Here is a 15,772-nt window from a genome sequence, read left to right as displayed (position 1 = left end):
CACTGCAATAGCCCTTTGGCAGGCGCGCGCGGCCGTGGAGGCCGCGGCCGGGCACAACTGTATGCGGCCAAGGCCAGCGGCGGGGTAGCTGTGAGCCGCGGGTCTGCCAGGACGTGACGCTGAACAATGAGACGCCCGTCGTTGAATCTCTAAGGAGCGCCGACAAGCAGTAGAGCACCGTGACGTTTGCTCTATGCGATCCATCCCGACCTGGTGAAGGTGCCGATCTAGTTCACGAGTCATCACTGCCGCAGCATCGATGGACGAGGCCAGTTCGCTGGCCACGCACCAAGCCGTTTCATGGATAGATCCAGTACCTTTGCCCGTCAGGCCGCCAGGTTCGGTCGGAATTTTATTGTCTGCCCCGGCCGCCCTTGCGCCGTCATCTGGATCGCGTTGGGGCGCGACACCGAGTCGTGGTACGAGCCGCAGATTCCGCGAGAAGAACTCCGGCTCGCAGTTCATTTGGCTGTGCCGATTTGAACTGCGAAAAATTCGGAGTTGGCTACGCTCAGTTCGAGCGTGCCTTGAAACGGACAGGACCTGGAGCCTATATCCTTGAGCTTCGTGTATCGGCACCGGCGGTGGGCTGCTCGAGCCGGGCATGTAGCGTCGCGTCGTCGAGCTCGCCCTCCCACCAGGACACGAACACAGCGGCGATGCCATTGCCAGTGATGTTGGTAAGGGCTCGCACCTCGCTCATGAACTTGTCGATCGAAAATACGATCGCCATGCCCGGCACCAATGCCGGGTTGACCACCGACAATGTCGCGGCGAGTGTAATGAAGCCTGCGCCGGTGACGCCGCTTGCTCCCTTCGAGGTCAGCATTGCCACGAGCAAGATCGTGAGCTGCTGGCCAAAGGTCAGATCGACCCCGAGTGCCTGGGCAATGAACAATGTCGCAAGCGTCATATAAATGTTGGTGCCGTCGAGGTTGAAGGAGTAGCCGGTTGGCACCACGAGGCCGACCACGGGCTTTGAGCAGCCCAGCCGCTCGAGCTTCTCCATCAATTGCGGCAGCGCGCTTTCCGAGGACGAGGTGCCAAGCACGATCAGAAGCTCGTCCTTGATATAGATAATGAACTTGAAGATCGAAAAGCCGACGATCCGCGCGATCAGGCCGAGCACGACGACCACAAATATCGCGGCCGTCGCATAGAATAGTACGATCAGTCCGATCAGATTACCGAGCGCCGCCGGCCCGAACTTGCCGATTGTGAAGGCCATCGCGCCGAACGCGCCGATCGGGGCGGCTTTCATGATGATGGCGATCACGCCGAACACTGCGTGCGCGACGTCGTCAATCATGCCGCGCAGTCGTTGTGCGCGCTCCCCCAGCGCCATCAGCGAAAAGCCAAACAGGATCGCGAACAGGAGCACTTGCAGAACATCGCCGCGGGCGAGGGCGCCGACCACAGTATCGGGAATGATATTGAGAAAAAAATCGACGGTCTTCGAGGCTTCCGCCTGCTTGACGTAGTTGGCGACCGCCGCAGCGTCCGGTTTGACCGCAAGACCATGGCCGATTTGGACCAGGTTGCCCATGACAAGGCCCAACACCAAGGCAAAGCTCGATACGATCTCGAAATAGACCAGCGCTTTAACGCCGACGCGCCCAACTTTCTTTGCATCCTGGATATGTGCGATCCCGGATGCGACGGTGCAGAAGATGATCGGTGCGATCACCATCTTGATCAGCTTGATGAAGCCGTCACCAAGCGCCTTGACCCAGTCGTTGGTCGCGACCGACGGCCATAGCCAGCCGACGATGGCGCCAATCACGATCGCGATCAACACCTGAACGTAGAGAATTTTATACCAAGTCTGCGACGCGCGCGCGGGCGCCGCAGTTGCCATGGTGGTCATGACGCTTCCTTCCCGAATACAGTCGAATGCGAGCCGCTGCGTCGTTAAGAGGCGACGGCATCATACGAGGCTGTCATTTTAGCCGTGTCCGATTGAAGACGATTCCGGGAGCCGGCGCGTCATTCCAAAGGCAGGCGTTCAGTTACGTTATCCTTTTTCGTCAAGCAAGATCCGCACCAGAGCCAACCTGCAGTCGATCGAGTCGCCATCGGATAAGCACCTGTCTTCTGACGAGGTCTTTGAATCTTCGAACGGCATTTGTGAGGTCGACGCGAAGGCGTGGCTCAGCGTCATGCCGCATTTTGCTGGCAAGTGTCCCGAGGCACGTCTTGGCATAGAAATCCTAGAGTGATCAGTACTCTTCAAGTGCGGGGCTTGATGCAACAGTACGTTACATTGGTAAAATTGATTGTTTGGATCGTAGGCATCCAGGCGATGGAAGCGTGCAACATCTAGCGGGTTGGTCGATGTGAGGTCGTATCAGCATCGGCGCTCGCCGAGCCGATAGCGTTACGATGGGGTTCTCGACTCGATCAGTCTGCTCTGAACTCTTTGCCAGCAGGGCGAGACCAACTTATTCTTGCTGCGGATATACTAGCGAGTTCGAATCGAGTTACGACAATCGGATGGCGGTGGATGTGCTCCGGTATGGTCCTGTAAAACCGATAGTTCGGCAGAATTTCTGCGCATCATCCTCATTGTGAAGGCGCCCGATCAGCTTGCCATGTCCATCCGTGCAGGGTGCGTGTTTGCAGCCGCGAGTGGCGATAGACCAAGGTCGTGGGCTGGACGGTCGCTAGATAATGGACGGGCGCCAGATAGGAGTGAGCTTTGCCGCCAAGTGCAGCGGACGAGTAGCGCTTTCAACTTGGGGTGCCGAAAATCGCTTCCTCGATATTCGGTATCCCTCCAGAGAGCGCGCTTCTCCATGATGATGGCGCGAAAGTGCCGCCGTTCGCGGCCGGCCTCTCACCTGGAGCTCTCAAATGCCCGATTCAATGTCAGATCTATCCACGCGGTTCCTGCGTACGCCGGAGGCTGCGCGTTATCTTAGCCTATCCGGCCGCACGCTCGAAAAGCACCGCACATATGGCACGGGGCCAGCGTATCGAAAGATCGGCGGTCGCGTCATCTACGCACTGGATGATTTGAGAGCATGGGCCGATCTCGGCATCAAGACGTCGACGTCTGATCCCGGCAAGGGAACGGTGCTGCCGGCCCAAGAAGCGCCCAATGCGGCGTCCCTACGCAGGCCAGGAACCTCGCCGATAGCCGAGGCAGCGACAGTGCAGGGACGAGATGCAGCGGGCTGTGCACGATGGCGAGCTTGGATTCATGCGGTAGCTGTTTTGGTGCGCCGCAAAAACCTTCACCGAGCGGAAGTGCGATCGGGCAGTTTGGACTATTTCTGTATACAGAAATTCCATTGCGAGTCCGCATATTCGTCACTTTTTCGGCTCGTTTCGAATTGATGTATACAGTCAGTGTCCCTAAGCGAGGAATCGGCACCATGAGCCATTGCTTTCCGACGAACGTCTGGTACGCGGCCGCTTGGGATGCAGAGGTGAAGCAGGCGCTGTTGCCGCGCACGATCTGCGGCAAGCACGTTGTGATGTATCGGCGCGCCAACGGGGAGGTGGCGGCACTGGAGGATGCGTGTTGGCATCGGTTGGTGCCGCTCTCAAAAGGGCGTCTTGAGGGCGACAGCGTCGTCTGCGGCTATCATGGGCTGAAATTCAACGCGCAGGGCCGCTGCACCTTCATGCCCTCGCAAGAGACGATCAACCCCTCCGCCTGTGTGCGTGCCTATCCTGTGGTCGAGCGCGATCGCTTCGTCTGGCTGTGGATGGGTGATCCGGCGCTGGCCGATCCACGCCTGGTGCCGGATATGCACTGGAACGATGATTCCGCTTGGGCCGGTGATGGTGACACCATTCACCTGAAATGCGATTATCGTCTGGTTGTCGACAACCTCATGGACCTGACGCATGAAACTTTTGTGCACGGTGCCAGCATCGGCAATGACGCCATCGCGGAAGCGCCGTTTGACGTCACCCATGGTGAGAAGACCGCTACCGTAACGCGCTGGATGAAGGGGATTAGCGCCCCGCCGTTCTGGGCCAAGCAACTGCAAAAATCTGGTCCGGTGGACCGCTGGCAAATCATTCGTTTCGAGGCGCCGTGCACCATCAATATCGACGTCGGAGTGGCGCCCGCCGGAACAGGCGCGCCGGAAGGTAACCGATCGGCCGGCGTCAATGGTATTGTCCTCAACACCATTACGCCCGAAACGGAAACGAGCTGTCATTATTTCTGGGCCTTCGTGCGCAATTATCGCCTGAACGAACAGCGCCTGACCACCGAACTCCGCCAAGGCGTTTCTGGCATCTTCCGCGAGGACGAGATCATTCTCGAGGCGCAGCAGCGCGCAATCGACGAAAATCCAGACCGGGTCTTCTATAATCTCAACATCGATGCCGGCGCGATGTGGGCTCGCCGCTTGATAGATCGCATGATCGAGGCCGAGAATCCGTCGCAAGGTCGGCAGGCCGCGGAGTAGGGGCATGGTCGAGCGCGACAGTGATCGTTCAGTCTCGCAAACAGTACGCGCCCAGCTCAGCTTGCGCGACCTGATCCTTTCGGGTGACTTGCGGCCAGGCGAGCGGATCTCCGAGTTGCAGGCTGTGGAGACGACCGGCGCATCGCGCACCCCGGTGCGAATGGCGTTGGTTCGGCTGGAGGAGGAAGGACTTCTGGAAGCGATCCCTTCTGGCGGCTTCATGGTGAAGGCATTCTCCGAGAGAGATGTCCTGGATTCAATCGAACTGCGTGGTACGGTGGAGGGGCTGGCCGCGCGCTTTGCCGCCGAGCGCGGTGTTTCGTCGCGCGATCTTGAGCCTCTAAAAGGATGTCTTGACGAGATCGACGGCCTGGTGCGGCGGGATCCAATCTCCGTCGAGGCTTTTTCCTCCTACGTCGCGCTCAATGCGCGTTTTCACGCGCTATTGACCGAATTGTCGCGCAGTCCTCCCTTGATCCGGCAGGTCGATCGCGCGTCGGCGCTCCCATTCGCCTCGCCCAGCGGCTTTGTGATGACCCAATCGACACTGCCGGATGCGCGCCACACACTCTTGATTGCACAAGATCAACATCGCGTCGTGATCGATGCAATCGAAAATCGCGAAGGCGCACGGGCCGAAGCAATCATGCGCGAGCACGCCCGAGTGGCGGCGCGCAATCTGCGCCTGGTGCTCAGGAACAAGACGCATTCTGACCTGCTGCCAGGACTGGCGCTCATCAGGATGGCAGGCGATTAAAGGAAATCTCCATGCGGTTCATTGAAAGCTGGACACCCGCAACGCTCGTCGCGGCGCGCGATCTGACACCTTCGATCCGCGAATTCCTGATCAAACCGGAAAACTTTGATGGCGCGGCTTATCCGGTCGGCAGCCATATCAATATCGCCGTCACTATCGATGGGCGCCCGGATACGCGATCCTATTCCTTGGTCGGCGAACCCGACCGAACCGGCTATCGTATCGCCGTGCGGCGCGCGGAGGACTCCCGCGGCGGCTCGCAGTACATGTGGTCGCTCGCGCCGGGCGCCCGACTGACCATTACATTGCCGGCCTCTTTGCTGCCGATTGACTGGGCGCGCCGGCACTACTGCCTAATCGCGGGCGGCATCGGCATTACGCCACTGATCGGGGCAGCTCAGGCGTTGGCGCGCCGCGATGCCGACTTCACTCTGCATTATGCCGTGACTTCTCGTGAGCAAGCCGTCTATTTGGATGTTCTCGCTCCCCTTCTGAACGAGCGGCTTATTGTCCATGCGGGCAACGAAGGGCGCAGGCTCAATTTGGATGACTTGTTCGCTTCGCTGCCGCCCGACGCCTTGACGCTCTTGTGCGGTCCGATCCGGATGCTCGATGCCGCGCGCCGGGCCTGGACCGGTGCAGGACGCGCACTATCCGACCTACGTTACGAGACCTTCGGTTCGAGCGGCTCGCTGCCGACCGAGGGGTTTCGGGTGCGCCTTGCAGATCAGGCCATTGAGATCGAGATTCCGCGCGATCGCTCGTTGCTGGACGTGCTCAATGGGGCCGGTTACGAGGTGATTTCGGATTGCCGTCGCGGCGAGTGCGGCGTCTGCGCCATCGATCTCGTCAAAATCGACGGTGAGCTTGACCACCGCGACGTTTTCTTCAGCGAGCAGCAAAAGCACGCGAACGAAAAGATCTGTGCATGTGTTTCTCGCGCCCGCGGCGCGATCACGGTCGATATACTGCACCGCCCGGACGTACTATAGGTTCGCTGCAACTCCTTATTTTAGGTGGCAGATCGTTGCCTCAGAACTCGGCAACTAACGTATCCCTAAGGCTTGCTACGTTCACAGAACAGTGCGTGCATGATTGCCGGATGGCGGTCCGGGCCTGTCTTTCCCCTCGACAAGGCGAAAGTTGAGTACGCAATGAACTCCGAGAGCCGGTGGCGTCCATTTTCGCAATGGGGCTGTGACGGGGGCTCTGCGCTTATACACGCAGGCCCTTGAGCGACACTAACAAACAACCAACATGTCGAAGCAGCATCCACGTCAGGATTTGCATCGAGACATTGCGGATGCGCATCTCGGGCGGCCACTCTGCCGTCTCATTCTGTCGTCGCTGTCTGCTTGAGAACAAAGATGCCGGAAACTTGACAGCGCGTTAGGTTCACCCCGCAGTAGCTCTGGCAGCCATGCGCGTTTTTCTCACGTTGGGCACAGAGCCCACCACATTTCGCAAGCGGCACGGGGATTGCTGGATGACGAGCTGAGGAGCGGCCGCCGTCAGGCCGGTCGAAGCTGCCCTGTCACAGGAGTTTCCGATGAGCCTTGCGATTCTGCTTTTGCTCGCAGAAACGACGCGATCGCTGCGCCGGTATGGCGACGTGCTCTCGCCGGTGGGCTGACGGTCATGGATGCCCTTTCGCCAGAAATCTGGCAATCCGTTGCGCTCACGGTCGAGCTCGCCAGCGTGACGACAATGATCCTGCTGGTGATTGGCGCGCCGCTCGCGTGGTGGTTGGCACGGTCAAAGACGGTTTTGAGCGAGGCGGTGGCGACAATGGTCGCGCTGCCGCTTGTGCTGCCACCCACGGCGCTCGGTTTCTGCGTACTCGTCCTGCTCGGCCCGAACGGACCAGGGGGGCTTCTCGCCTCTTTCTGGGGCGAGCACACGCTCGCCTTTACCTTTGCGGGAATCGTGGTCGGATCGGTCCTCTCGGCGCTCCCTTTGGTGGTGCAGCCGATCCGTAGCGCCTTTGTTGCGATGGGCAACCACCCGCAGGAAGTTGTGGCGAGCCAGCGCGTTTCTGCGTTGTTCGCGTTCATTACCGTCGGCCTGCCGCTGGCACGGCTGGAGTTCCTCAAGGCTGGCCTGGTTGGTTTTGCTCATACGATCGGCACATTCGGTGTCGTGATGATGATCGGAGGCAACATTCCTGGGCGCACCAAAGTGTTGTCGGCCTATGTCATTGACTACGTCCAAGCATCGCGTTGGCGCGAGGCAGGTTGGGTTGCCGGCGGTATGGTAATGTTCGCCTTTGCGGTCATGTTCACTTTGACCCTCATCGACAAACGATGTGCCAGGAGAGGCACGTGAGGGGCAGGCGCACCAAGCCGGATCGAAGCATCTTCGGCGTACTGGCCAAGCTGGCCGGTCATAACCGAGCAGCAGTATTGCAAGTCAGATCCGTCCATTCTTGACGAGGACACAATGAATAAGCTCGTTGCAGCCGCGGCGGCCGCTGGTATCAGCTTCAATTCAGCACACTCCGCGCCTTTGCCCGAGGCGAGGGCCGATGACGTCGGAGTTTCCAAGCAGCGCCTCGCCAAACTGGACGAGTTCTTTGCTGGCGAGATCGCAGCCAAGCGCGTGCCGGGCGCAGTGGTTGCAATCGCCAGAGACGGCAAGCTCATTCACTACAAGGCGTACGGGCAACTCGATCCTCAAAAAGGAACCTCCATGAGGCTCGATGCGATCTTCGCGCTCGCGTCAATGACCAAACCGATGGTGGCGGTTGCTGGGCTTACCCTCATGGAACAAGGTCGCCTGCCACTGCGGGCAAGACTTACGGATTACTATCCCGAATTTGCAAACATGAAAGTGGGAGTACCGCAGCCTGACGGTTCGTTAAAATTCGAAGCGCAGAGTTCCCCGATCTACGTCCACGACCTTTATCGCCACACATCGGGTCTCACCTATGGCACGCCGCCGGACAGCTCAGACCAAGTGGCGCGTCTCTATCCGGATTTCGCAGCGCCACCGGTCAAAGGCGATAAGCAGGCTTTCATCGAAGGCATTACCAAGCTGCCGTTGGCGCACCAACCGGGAACGGAATTCGAATACGGCTTCTCGACCGACGTGCTTGGCGCTGTCGTGGAACAGGTTAGCGAGCAGTCATTAGGCGAGTATCTTTCCAGCAACCTGTGGAAGCCGATCGGAATGCTGGATGCCACTTTCCATTTGTCGGGATCGCAACGCGAGCGCCTCGCGCGTCCATTTAAAGACGATCCACTGACGGGAAAGCCACAAGGCATCGAGCTCCTCGAAAGTCCGACGAAGTTTGACTGCGGAGGAGCCTGCGCATTCGCGACAGTTGGTGATTACGTTCGCTTTGGACAAATGCTGCTAAACGGCGGGGAGCTCGATGGGCACCGCATCCTCGGTCCCAAGACGGTGCATCACATGATCTCCAACCACCTTGGGCCAGAGATCAAAAACAAGGTCGCTAATGTGGAGCCGCACCGTGCCGGCTTTGGGTTCGGGCTCGGAGTGGCTGTACGCATGAGCGAGGGTCTCTCGGCCGTTCCAGGCAATCCAGGTGAGTTCACCTGGACCGGCGCTTACGGAACACAATTTTTCTGTGATCCAAAGGAGCGTCTGGTGGTGGTGGTTGGAACGGCTGCGCCCGGAGAGATCCGCAGGTACTACCGCGAGCAAGTTCAGAATATCGTCTATGCCGGCATAGTTCGCTAGCTCGCTTGCCGCCGGAAAAGCTCGATGAACAGATTGGTGATTGGCAAGTGATGCTTGCTGCTGCGGATCGACATCAAACTAAAAATACCACACCGTCGTCTGCTATCCGCGTCGGGCGAATCGGACCTAGTGCATAGAAACGGCGAGATCGCCTCTGCCATTGCTGCGAGGCTAACCGCAGAAAGGTGTGGTTTCGTGATGCGCCAAGCCATCGCCTCGCTAGCGTTTGGCCCGCGCGATGGACGATGAACGCTTCTGGTGAAAGCTCTCAAATGCGCCTTGCGCCCGTAATCCTGGCAGGCTTGGTACCGAGTGTCATTGACCCAAGGCGGATCGGATCGATCCGCCCTGACAGGTGGAGGCGGTGTACTGCGGCGCGGAGGGCTCGCTACCGCGCCTTTCTTAGTCGCCGGTTCGGGTTGTTGGTGGTGACTGCCACTTTGGTGTCGTTGCGCTGTTGCGACGGTCGCGGCCTCCAATGCATCGGAGAATGGTGAACGAGTCCCATTGAAATCGCCGATCCGTGTGGTGCCGCGTGAACTGCGGCAATTGTCGTGCCGGCCGGTATCGTGCCGTGCTTAAAAGAGCGAGTAAAACGCATTGGCCGCGAGGAACGAGCTATTATGCTGCATTGTTGGAGTTCTCACGTCGACGATCAAAACCGGACACCATTAGCACGACGAGCCGCTCAGTTGCGCAGCTTGCGCCTAGCTCGCCGATCTCACTGCAAATCACGGAGTGGCGGCTTGGAAACTGTCAGATGTTTGCCGATCGGTGGCCCGTTTTTTGCTGCTGAATGTGAGCAATTCGTCAGGGCCGACGAGAAACTTGGAAGGGGTCCATGAGTGGGGCAACGGAAACGTTCTACAGCGTGATCAGACGCCAAGGTATCACGCGTCGCAGTTTCCACAAGTTTTGCAGTCTGACGGCCTCGAGCTTCGGACTCGGCCCGCTCGCCGCAAGCAGGATTGCCAACGCCCTGGAGACCAAACCGCGTATGCCCGTCATCTGGCTGCACGGGCTCGAGTGTACCTGCTGCTCGGAAAGCTTTATCCGCTCGGCCCATCCGTTAATCAAAGACGTACTGTTGTCGATGATTTCGCTCGACTACGACGATATGATCATGGCTGCGGCAGGTCACCAGGCTGAAGCCATCCTCGAGGAAGCCCGTCTCAGGTACAAAGGCAGATATGTGCTTGCCGTCGAAGGCAACCCGCCGCTGAATGAGGGGGGCATGTTCTGCATTGACGGCGGCAAGCCGTTCGTCGAGAGGCTCAGGTGGATGGCGGAATCATCCATGGCGGTCATTGCCTGGGGGACCTGCGCATCCTGGGGCTGCGTGCAAGCCGCCAAGCCCAATCCGACCGGCGCTGTACCGATCGATAAGGTGATCACCGACAAGCCGATCGTCAAGGTTCCCGGGTGTCCCCCCATCGCAGAGGTCATGACCGGCCTAGTGACCTTCATCACCACGTTCGGAAGGCTTCCTGAGCTCGATCGCCAAGGACGCCCAAAGATGTTTTATTCCGAGCGCATCCACGACAAGTGCTATCGACGTTCGCATTTCGATGCCGGCCAATTTGTCGAGGCATGGGACGATGAGTACGCCCGCAAGGGCTACTGCCTGTACAAGATGGGGTGCAAAGGGCCGACCACCTACAATGCCTGTTCTGCCCTTCGCTGGAACGGCGGCGTTTCATTCCCCATTCAATCAGGCTACGGCTGCTTGGGCTGCTCCGAAGACGGTTTTTGGGATAAAGGTTCGTTTTACGACCGGCTCACGACCATCCAGCAGTTCGGCATCGAGAAGAACGCCGATCAGATCGGCATGGCCGCTGCCGGCGCGGTTGGGCTGGCCGTCGCCGCACATGCGGCGATCACGGCCGTGAAGCGATTGACTCACAAGCCGGATCGCGCAGTTCCCAAAGATAAGCCGACTTAAAGGGGGCGACGGTGGCGGTCCAGACACCGAATGGGTTCAACCTCGATCGTTCCGGCAAGCGAATTGTGATCGATCCGCTGACCCGGATCGAGGGCCACCTGCGCGTCGAAGCCAACCTCGATGCGGACAACGTGGTCCGCAATGCAGTCTCGAGCGGCACGATGTGGCGTGGAATCGAAGTCATTCTGCGCGGGCGGGATCCGCGCGACGCCTGGGCGTTCACCGAGCGGATTTGCGGTGTCTGCACCGGCACCCATGCGCTCACCTCGGTGCGTGCCGTTGAAAACGCGCTAGGGATCACCATTCCGGAAAATGCGAACTCGATCCGCAACGTCATGCAGCTTTGCCTGCTTGTGCATGATCATCTCGTGCATTTTTATCACCTGCACGCGCTGGATTGGGTCGACGTCATCTCTGCGCTCAAGGCCGATCCCAAGTCCACCTCGGCGCTGGCGCAGTCTATCTCGCCCTGGCCGCTGTCGTCCCCTGGTTATTTCAAGGATCTGCAGATCAGGCTCACCAAATTCTTCGGATCAGGGCAGCCCGGTCCGTTCAAGAACGGCTATTGGGGTCATCCGGCATACAAGCTGCCACCTGAAGTGAACTTGATGGCCGTGGCGCATTATCTGGAGGCGCTCGACTTCCAGAAGGAGATCGTCAAGATCCAAGCAGTCTATGGCGGCAAGAACCCGCATCCGAACTGGCTGGTCGGCGGCGTGGCCTGCGCGATCAATATCGATGGAACTGGTGCGGCCGGTGCGATCAATATGGAGCGTCTTAACCTGGTGTCCTCGGTCATCGACCGTTCAATCGAGTTTGTCGAGCAAGTCTATCTGCCCGACATTGCGGCGATCGGCTCGTTCTATAAAGACTGGCTGCATGGCGGCGGACTTTCCAGCAAAAGCGTGATGTCCTATGGCGACATCCCCGAAAATGCTAACGACTGTTCCGCGAAAAGTCTCAAGGTGCCGCGCGGCGTCATTCTTGGCGGCAATCTTGAGGAGATTTTGCCGATCGACCATGGCGACCCCGAGCAGATCCAGGAATTCGTCGCGCATTCATGGTATAAATACCCTAGCGAGTTCAGCGGACTGCATCCTTGGGAGGGCATCACCGAGCCGAACTTTGAGCTAGGGGCAAAGGTCAAAGGCAGTAGAACAGATATCAAGGAGCTCGACGAAGGCGGCAGGTATTCCTGGATCAAAGCGCCGCGCTGGCGCGGCCACGCCGTCGAGGTCGGGCCGTTGGCGCGATATATCATCGGTTATGCGCAAGGCAAAGCCGAATTCAAGGAGCCGGCCAACAGACTGCTCAAGGGGCTCAATCTTCCCCTGAGCGCGCTGTTTTCGACATTTGGCCGTACTGCGACGCGGGCACTCGAGTGCCAGTGGGCGGCACATCAGATGCGCTATTTCCAGGACAAGCTGGTCGCCCACATCAAGGCAGGCAATAGCGCAACCGCCAACGTCAGCAAGTGGAAGCCGGAAAGCTGGCCTAACGAGGCCAAGGGCTACGGTTTCACCGAGGCGCCGCGCGGCGCGCTCGGGCACTGGATCAAGATCAGGGACACCAAGATCGACAATTACCAATGTGTCGTACCGACCACGTGGAACGGGTCTCCTCGCGATTCCAAGGGCAATATTGGCGCCTTTGAAGCTTCCCTGATCGGTACCCCGATCGCGGACCCGCAGCGGCCCCTGGAGATCTTGCGTACGATCCATTCCTTTGATCCGTGCTTGGCCTGCTCAACCCATGTGATCAGTACTGACGGCCAAGAAATGGCTTCAGTCAATGTTCGGTAGGGACATGGCCGACAAGGCTCCGCAAAACCCTACCGCCGTTGATGCGCCACCGACTGTAAGCGGCGGCGGCGGCGGTGGCGCCGCTTACGTCTATGAAGCGCCGGTGCGACTGTGGCATTGGGTCAATGCGGCGGCCATTTTGATGCTGGGCGTAACCGGCTATCTCATTGGAACCGGGACACCGGCGATGCCGGGAGAGGCTAGCGGCAATTTCCTATTCGGCTATATCCGCTTTGCGCATTTCTCTGCGGGATATGTGCTCGGCGTCGGCTTTCTGCTGCGCATCTACTGGGCCCTGATGGGAAACCCGCATGCCATGCAGATCTTTCGCGTGCCGCTCTGGCGCAGCTGCCTTTGGCGCGAAGTGTACGATGAGATGCGCTGGTACGCGTTTCTCGCAGTTGAGCCCGAGAGGCGCGTCGGGCACAATCGGCTGGCTCAGCTTGCGATGTTCTTTATGTTCACGCAGACGATCACGTTCATGATCGTCACAGGCTTTGCACTTTATGGACAAGGCGCGGGCCGTGACAGCTGGCAAGACAAGCTGTTCAGCTGGGTATTTGCAATCTGGCCTAACAGTCAGGACGTCCATACCTGGCATCATCTCGGGCTGTGGGTCGTCGTGACCTTTGCGCTGGTTCACATCTACGCGGTGATCCGGGAAGACATCATGTCGGGGCGGAGCATCTCCTCGATGATTTCGGGTCAGCGTCAGTTTCTCGATTGACTGGGAAGCGGATGCTGACTCCGGAAAGCAAGAAAAGGATCCTGGTGCTCGGCATCGGCAATATCCTGTGGGCCGACGAGGGATTCGGCGTGCGAGTGGTAGAGGAGTTTCATCGGCGCTACACCATCGATGACAACGTCTCCATCCTCGATGGTGGCACGCAGGGGCTCTACCTTGTCAGCTTCCTTGAGCAGGCCGATTGCCTGATCGTGTTCGATGCCATCGACTATGGACTTTCGCCCGGGCAGTTGAAGCTTGTGCGGAATGACGAGGTGCCGAAATTTACCGCTGCCAAGAAACTGAGCCTGCATCAGACCGGCTTTCAAGAGGTCTTGAGCGCAGCCGACCTGCTTGACCGCTGCCCGCGAGAGCTCGCTCTGATCGGCTGTCAGCCGCTGGACCTGGAGCGTTGGGGCGGTCCGCTGACGGCTCCGGTGCGCTTTCAGATCGGGCCTGCGATTGAACTGGCTTGCAAATTGCTAGTCCAGTGGGGCTCGCCGGCGAAACTGCGGGCCTCGCCGCTGCCTGTATCAGAACGGCTGTTGGGGAACAATATCGACCATGTCAATTATGAAAGGGCGCGGTCGATCTAGCGGCCCGCGGCTATTCATGTGCCTCGGCTTACCAATGACGATTGTTGAGACCGACGGCATCACGGCGCTATGCGAGTATGGCGATGAACAGCGGCGTGTCTCAGTCATGCTGCTCTCCGGCGTGTCGGTCGGCGCCAAGGTCCTCGTCCATATCGACACAGCGGTGCGGCTCTTGGAGGAGGACGAAGCAAGGCGGATCTCGGAAGCACTCGACGGGTTGGAGGCCGGCCTCAATGGCGAGGACTGCGATCGCTTCTTTGCGGACTTGATCGGTCATGAGCCGCAATTGCCCGACCACCTGCGCTAGCGGCGCCGCGTGCGGACATCGCGCTACCGCGCCTTGCCCGCAAATCGAATCTGCATCGTATCCAACCTATGCCCAGCAGATGTCAAGCGCTTACGCCCGCTGATCTGGGCGCGCACGCGATTGCAGCGAGACGATCGATTGGCATGTGCCTTGCTAATACCTCGCCGAGCAGAACCAGAAGGCTATCAGAAAGGCGTCTGATGAAATTCCAGCCGGCGCAGCATGATCTGGCGCGGCCCGCTCTGTCCGAGGTAGAGAGAGCAAACGCCGGTGCACATCTGGCCGGGCAGGATCCCGGGAGGTGGGGCGTGGAGCTGCCGTCGGCAGCGGGTCCCGTAAATTCGCTCTGGGCCAACCACGTCGCAAACGCGCTTTCTGAACAGATCAAGGCGCACTGGCGGCCCATGCAAGGGGGCGCCACCGCGCGCAGCGCCGGTGGCGAGCTGGGCGGGCGGCTCGGCCTGCGTGGCCCGCCGACGCAGATCGAGTGCCATCAGCGCGGCGCACTCCGCCGGGTCGGCAAGAGTCAGATCCGTTTGGTCAAGATCGACCGCATCTCGGCACCGAACGTCGGACCACACGCCGGTGGCGCCTGCACCGCCGATAGCATTGCCTCTCGGCAAGCCCCACGGAACGTCGCATCATGAAAACAGCGGCGCGCATCGGATACGAAGGCGCTGCTGCGGCGGCTCGCGGGTTCCCCGTGGATGCGGATAGTCGCGACATCGTCCATAGCGGGCCCACGGCTGTGGCGGCGCTGGCCAAGCGCGCCTGGCGCGATGCCGACGAGCTTGCAAAAAATTGTCCGAATGCCATCACGCTGCTATCGAACGCCGCTGCCGCCGCTCGTGACCAGAAGAGCGGCGCAGGCACGCAACTGTACAGGCTTTCGAATCTCAGTGATCTCGAGCGCAACCTGATCGCCGAAGTGCTTGGGGAAGGCGAGGTCGCCGGCGTCGTTGCGCTGCCAGATGGCTCTCAGGCGAAAATCCAGGAGTCCGTGCTTGCGGGAATCTGGCGCGTGCGCATCGGGACGGATCCGGCACACGAATATGTTGAGGTCGGGCCGATCCCGCAGATTGTACAGCGCGCCGCAACGGATCTGACGTCGACCGATCTGGTGATCGGCGCGGCGCCGGACGGCGCGATGAACGTGCTGCCGGTGCTCGCCGAAGCACGCGAGCGGGCCCGCACCTGGCGGTCTGGCATGCGCGCGCATGTCATCAATCTCACGCTGTTGCCGATGAACGCCATCGACCTGGCGTTTCTCCAGCAAAGCGTGGGCAATGGTCCGGTCCAAATCGTCTTTTGCGGCTACGGCGCATGCCGAGTGCAGGCGACTGCGACACGGAATGTGTGGTCGGTGCAGTTCTTCAATTTTATCGACAACATCATCCTGGATACGCTTGAGATCGGCGGCGTGCCGATTGTTGCGTTGGCTGCCGACGAGGATTTCGAGGATTCCGCCGAACGCCTGCAGGAAATCATGAAGGCTTACGTCACGTGAAGAGCTCG

13 protein-coding genes and 1 pseudogene are annotated in these 15,772 nt (G+C 59.6%); 13 read left to right on the top strand and 1 reads right to left on the bottom strand.

Translation table 11 applies throughout. The features are described from left to right. Positions 1-550: 550 nt before the first annotated feature. Positions 551-1,867 carry a dicarboxylate/amino acid:cation symporter gene (locus AC1VNY_RS15410; RefSeq protein ID WP_482405782.1) on the bottom strand — a complete coding sequence of 439 codons (1,317 nt, stop codon included), beginning with the start codon at positions 1,865-1,867 and terminating at the stop codon, positions 551-553. A gap of 986 nt (positions 1,868-2,853) precedes the next feature. Here AC1VNY_RS15410 and AC1VNY_RS15405 point away from each other — a divergent pair. The 13 genes and pseudogenes from AC1VNY_RS15405 to AC1VNY_RS15345 all read left to right on the top strand — a co-directional run bounded on the left by AC1VNY_RS15405 (position 2,854) and on the right by AC1VNY_RS15345 (position 15,764). Further along, positions 2,854-3,139, top strand: a pseudogene (locus AC1VNY_RS15405) (helix-turn-helix transcriptional regulator). Between the two features lie 238 nt (positions 3,140-3,377). After that, complete coding sequence (locus tag AC1VNY_RS15400; protein ID WP_482405781.1) at positions 3,378-4,427, top strand: aromatic ring-hydroxylating dioxygenase subunit alpha; 1,050 nt, start codon at positions 3,378-3,380, stop codon at positions 4,425-4,427. 4 nt (positions 4,428-4,431) lie between these two features. Next, positions 4,432-5,184 carry a GntR family transcriptional regulator gene (locus tag AC1VNY_RS15395; protein ID WP_482405780.1) on the top strand — a complete coding sequence of 251 codons (753 nt, stop codon included), beginning with the start codon at positions 4,432-4,434 and terminating at the stop codon, positions 5,182-5,184. Positions 5,185-5,195: 11 nt separating this feature from the next. After that, positions 5,196-6,176, top strand: a complete 981-nt coding sequence (locus AC1VNY_RS15390; protein ID WP_482405779.1) for a PDR/VanB family oxidoreductase — start codon at positions 5,196-5,198, stop codon at positions 6,174-6,176. 646 nt (positions 6,177-6,822) lie between these two features. Then, positions 6,823-7,509 carry a molybdate ABC transporter permease subunit gene (locus AC1VNY_RS15385; protein ID WP_016846835.1) on the top strand — a complete coding sequence of 229 codons (687 nt, stop codon included), beginning with the start codon at positions 6,823-6,825 and terminating at the stop codon, positions 7,507-7,509. A 114-nt stretch (positions 7,510-7,623) separates the two neighbouring features. Beyond that, positions 7,624-8,886, top strand: coding sequence for a serine hydrolase domain-containing protein (locus AC1VNY_RS15380; RefSeq protein WP_482405778.1), 1,263 nt, complete (start codon positions 7,624-7,626; stop codon positions 8,884-8,886). An 841-nt stretch (positions 8,887-9,727) separates the two neighbouring features. After that, positions 9,728-10,828: a hydrogenase small subunit gene (locus AC1VNY_RS15375; RefSeq protein WP_482405777.1), complete on the top strand. Its 1,101-nt coding sequence runs from the start codon at positions 9,728-9,730 to the stop codon at positions 10,826-10,828. Between the two features lie 11 nt (positions 10,829-10,839). Further along, positions 10,840-12,630, top strand: a complete 1,791-nt coding sequence (locus AC1VNY_RS15370) for a nickel-dependent hydrogenase large subunit (protein WP_482405776.1) — start codon at positions 10,840-10,842, stop codon at positions 12,628-12,630. 4 nt (positions 12,631-12,634) lie between these two features. Continuing rightward, positions 12,635-13,357 (top strand): Ni/Fe-hydrogenase, b-type cytochrome subunit, encoded by a 723-nt coding sequence (gene cybH, locus AC1VNY_RS15365; RefSeq protein WP_482405775.1) that lies wholly within the window; start codon positions 12,635-12,637, stop codon positions 13,355-13,357. 11 nt (positions 13,358-13,368) lie between these two features. Then, positions 13,369-13,950 (top strand): HyaD/HybD family hydrogenase maturation endopeptidase, encoded by a 582-nt coding sequence (locus AC1VNY_RS15360; protein WP_482405774.1) that lies wholly within the window; start codon positions 13,369-13,371, stop codon positions 13,948-13,950. Positions 13,951-13,966: 16 nt separating this feature from the next. Further along, complete coding sequence (locus AC1VNY_RS15355) at positions 13,967-14,257, top strand: HypC/HybG/HupF family hydrogenase formation chaperone (protein ID WP_482405773.1); 291 nt, start codon at positions 13,967-13,969, stop codon at positions 14,255-14,257. 200 nt (positions 14,258-14,457) lie between these two features. Continuing rightward, positions 14,458-14,904, top strand: a complete 447-nt coding sequence (locus AC1VNY_RS15350; protein ID WP_482405772.1) for a hypothetical protein — start codon at positions 14,458-14,460, stop codon at positions 14,902-14,904. Continuing rightward, positions 14,901-15,764 (top strand): hydrogenase expression/formation protein, encoded by an 864-nt coding sequence (locus tag AC1VNY_RS15345; RefSeq protein WP_482405771.1) that lies wholly within the window; start codon positions 14,901-14,903, stop codon positions 15,762-15,764. Before AC1VNY_RS15350 ends, AC1VNY_RS15345 begins: the two co-directional genes overlap by 4 nt. The last annotated feature ends 8 nt before the right edge of the window (positions 15,765-15,772 follow it).

It is taken from the genome of Bradyrhizobium ferriligni (genome assembly GCF_056837965.1).
Note: the sequence above shows the minus strand (reverse complement) of the source record. Positions and strands in the feature narration are given on the sequence as shown.

What these genes read in the sequence shown, in the direction of transcription:
- AC1VNY_RS15345 (WP_482405771.1), top strand. Translation starts at nt 14,901, where the DNA reads ATGAAAACAGCGGCGCGCATCGGATACGAAGGCGCTGCTGCGGCGGCT.
- AC1VNY_RS15390 (WP_482405779.1), top strand. Translation starts at nt 5,196, where the DNA reads ATGCGGTTCATTGAAAGCTGGACACCCGCAACGCTCGTCGCGGCGCGC.
- AC1VNY_RS15400 (WP_482405781.1), top strand. Translation starts at nt 3,378, where the DNA reads ATGAGCCATTGCTTTCCGACGAACGTCTGGTACGCGGCCGCTTGGGAT.
- AC1VNY_RS15360 (WP_482405774.1), top strand. Translation starts at nt 13,369, where the DNA reads ATGCTGACTCCGGAAAGCAAGAAAAGGATCCTGGTGCTCGGCATCGGC.
- AC1VNY_RS15350 (WP_482405772.1), top strand. Translation starts at nt 14,458, where the DNA reads ATGAAATTCCAGCCGGCGCAGCATGATCTGGCGCGGCCCGCTCTGTCC.
- AC1VNY_RS15355 (WP_482405773.1), top strand. Translation starts at nt 13,967, where the DNA reads ATGTGCCTCGGCTTACCAATGACGATTGTTGAGACCGACGGCATCACG.
- cybH (WP_482405775.1), top strand. Translation starts at nt 12,635, where the DNA reads ATGGCCGACAAGGCTCCGCAAAACCCTACCGCCGTTGATGCGCCACCG.
- AC1VNY_RS15385 (WP_016846835.1), top strand. Translation starts at nt 6,823, where the DNA reads ATGGATGCCCTTTCGCCAGAAATCTGGCAATCCGTTGCGCTCACGGTC.
- AC1VNY_RS15410 (WP_482405782.1), bottom strand. Translation starts at nt 1,867, where the DNA reads ATGACCACCATGGCAACTGCGGCGCCCGCGCGCGCGTCGCAGACTTGG.
- AC1VNY_RS15375 (WP_482405777.1), top strand. Translation starts at nt 9,728, where the DNA reads ATGAGTGGGGCAACGGAAACGTTCTACAGCGTGATCAGACGCCAAGGT.
- AC1VNY_RS15380 (WP_482405778.1), top strand. Translation starts at nt 7,624, where the DNA reads ATGAATAAGCTCGTTGCAGCCGCGGCGGCCGCTGGTATCAGCTTCAAT.
- AC1VNY_RS15395 (WP_482405780.1), top strand. Translation starts at nt 4,432, where the DNA reads ATGGTCGAGCGCGACAGTGATCGTTCAGTCTCGCAAACAGTACGCGCC.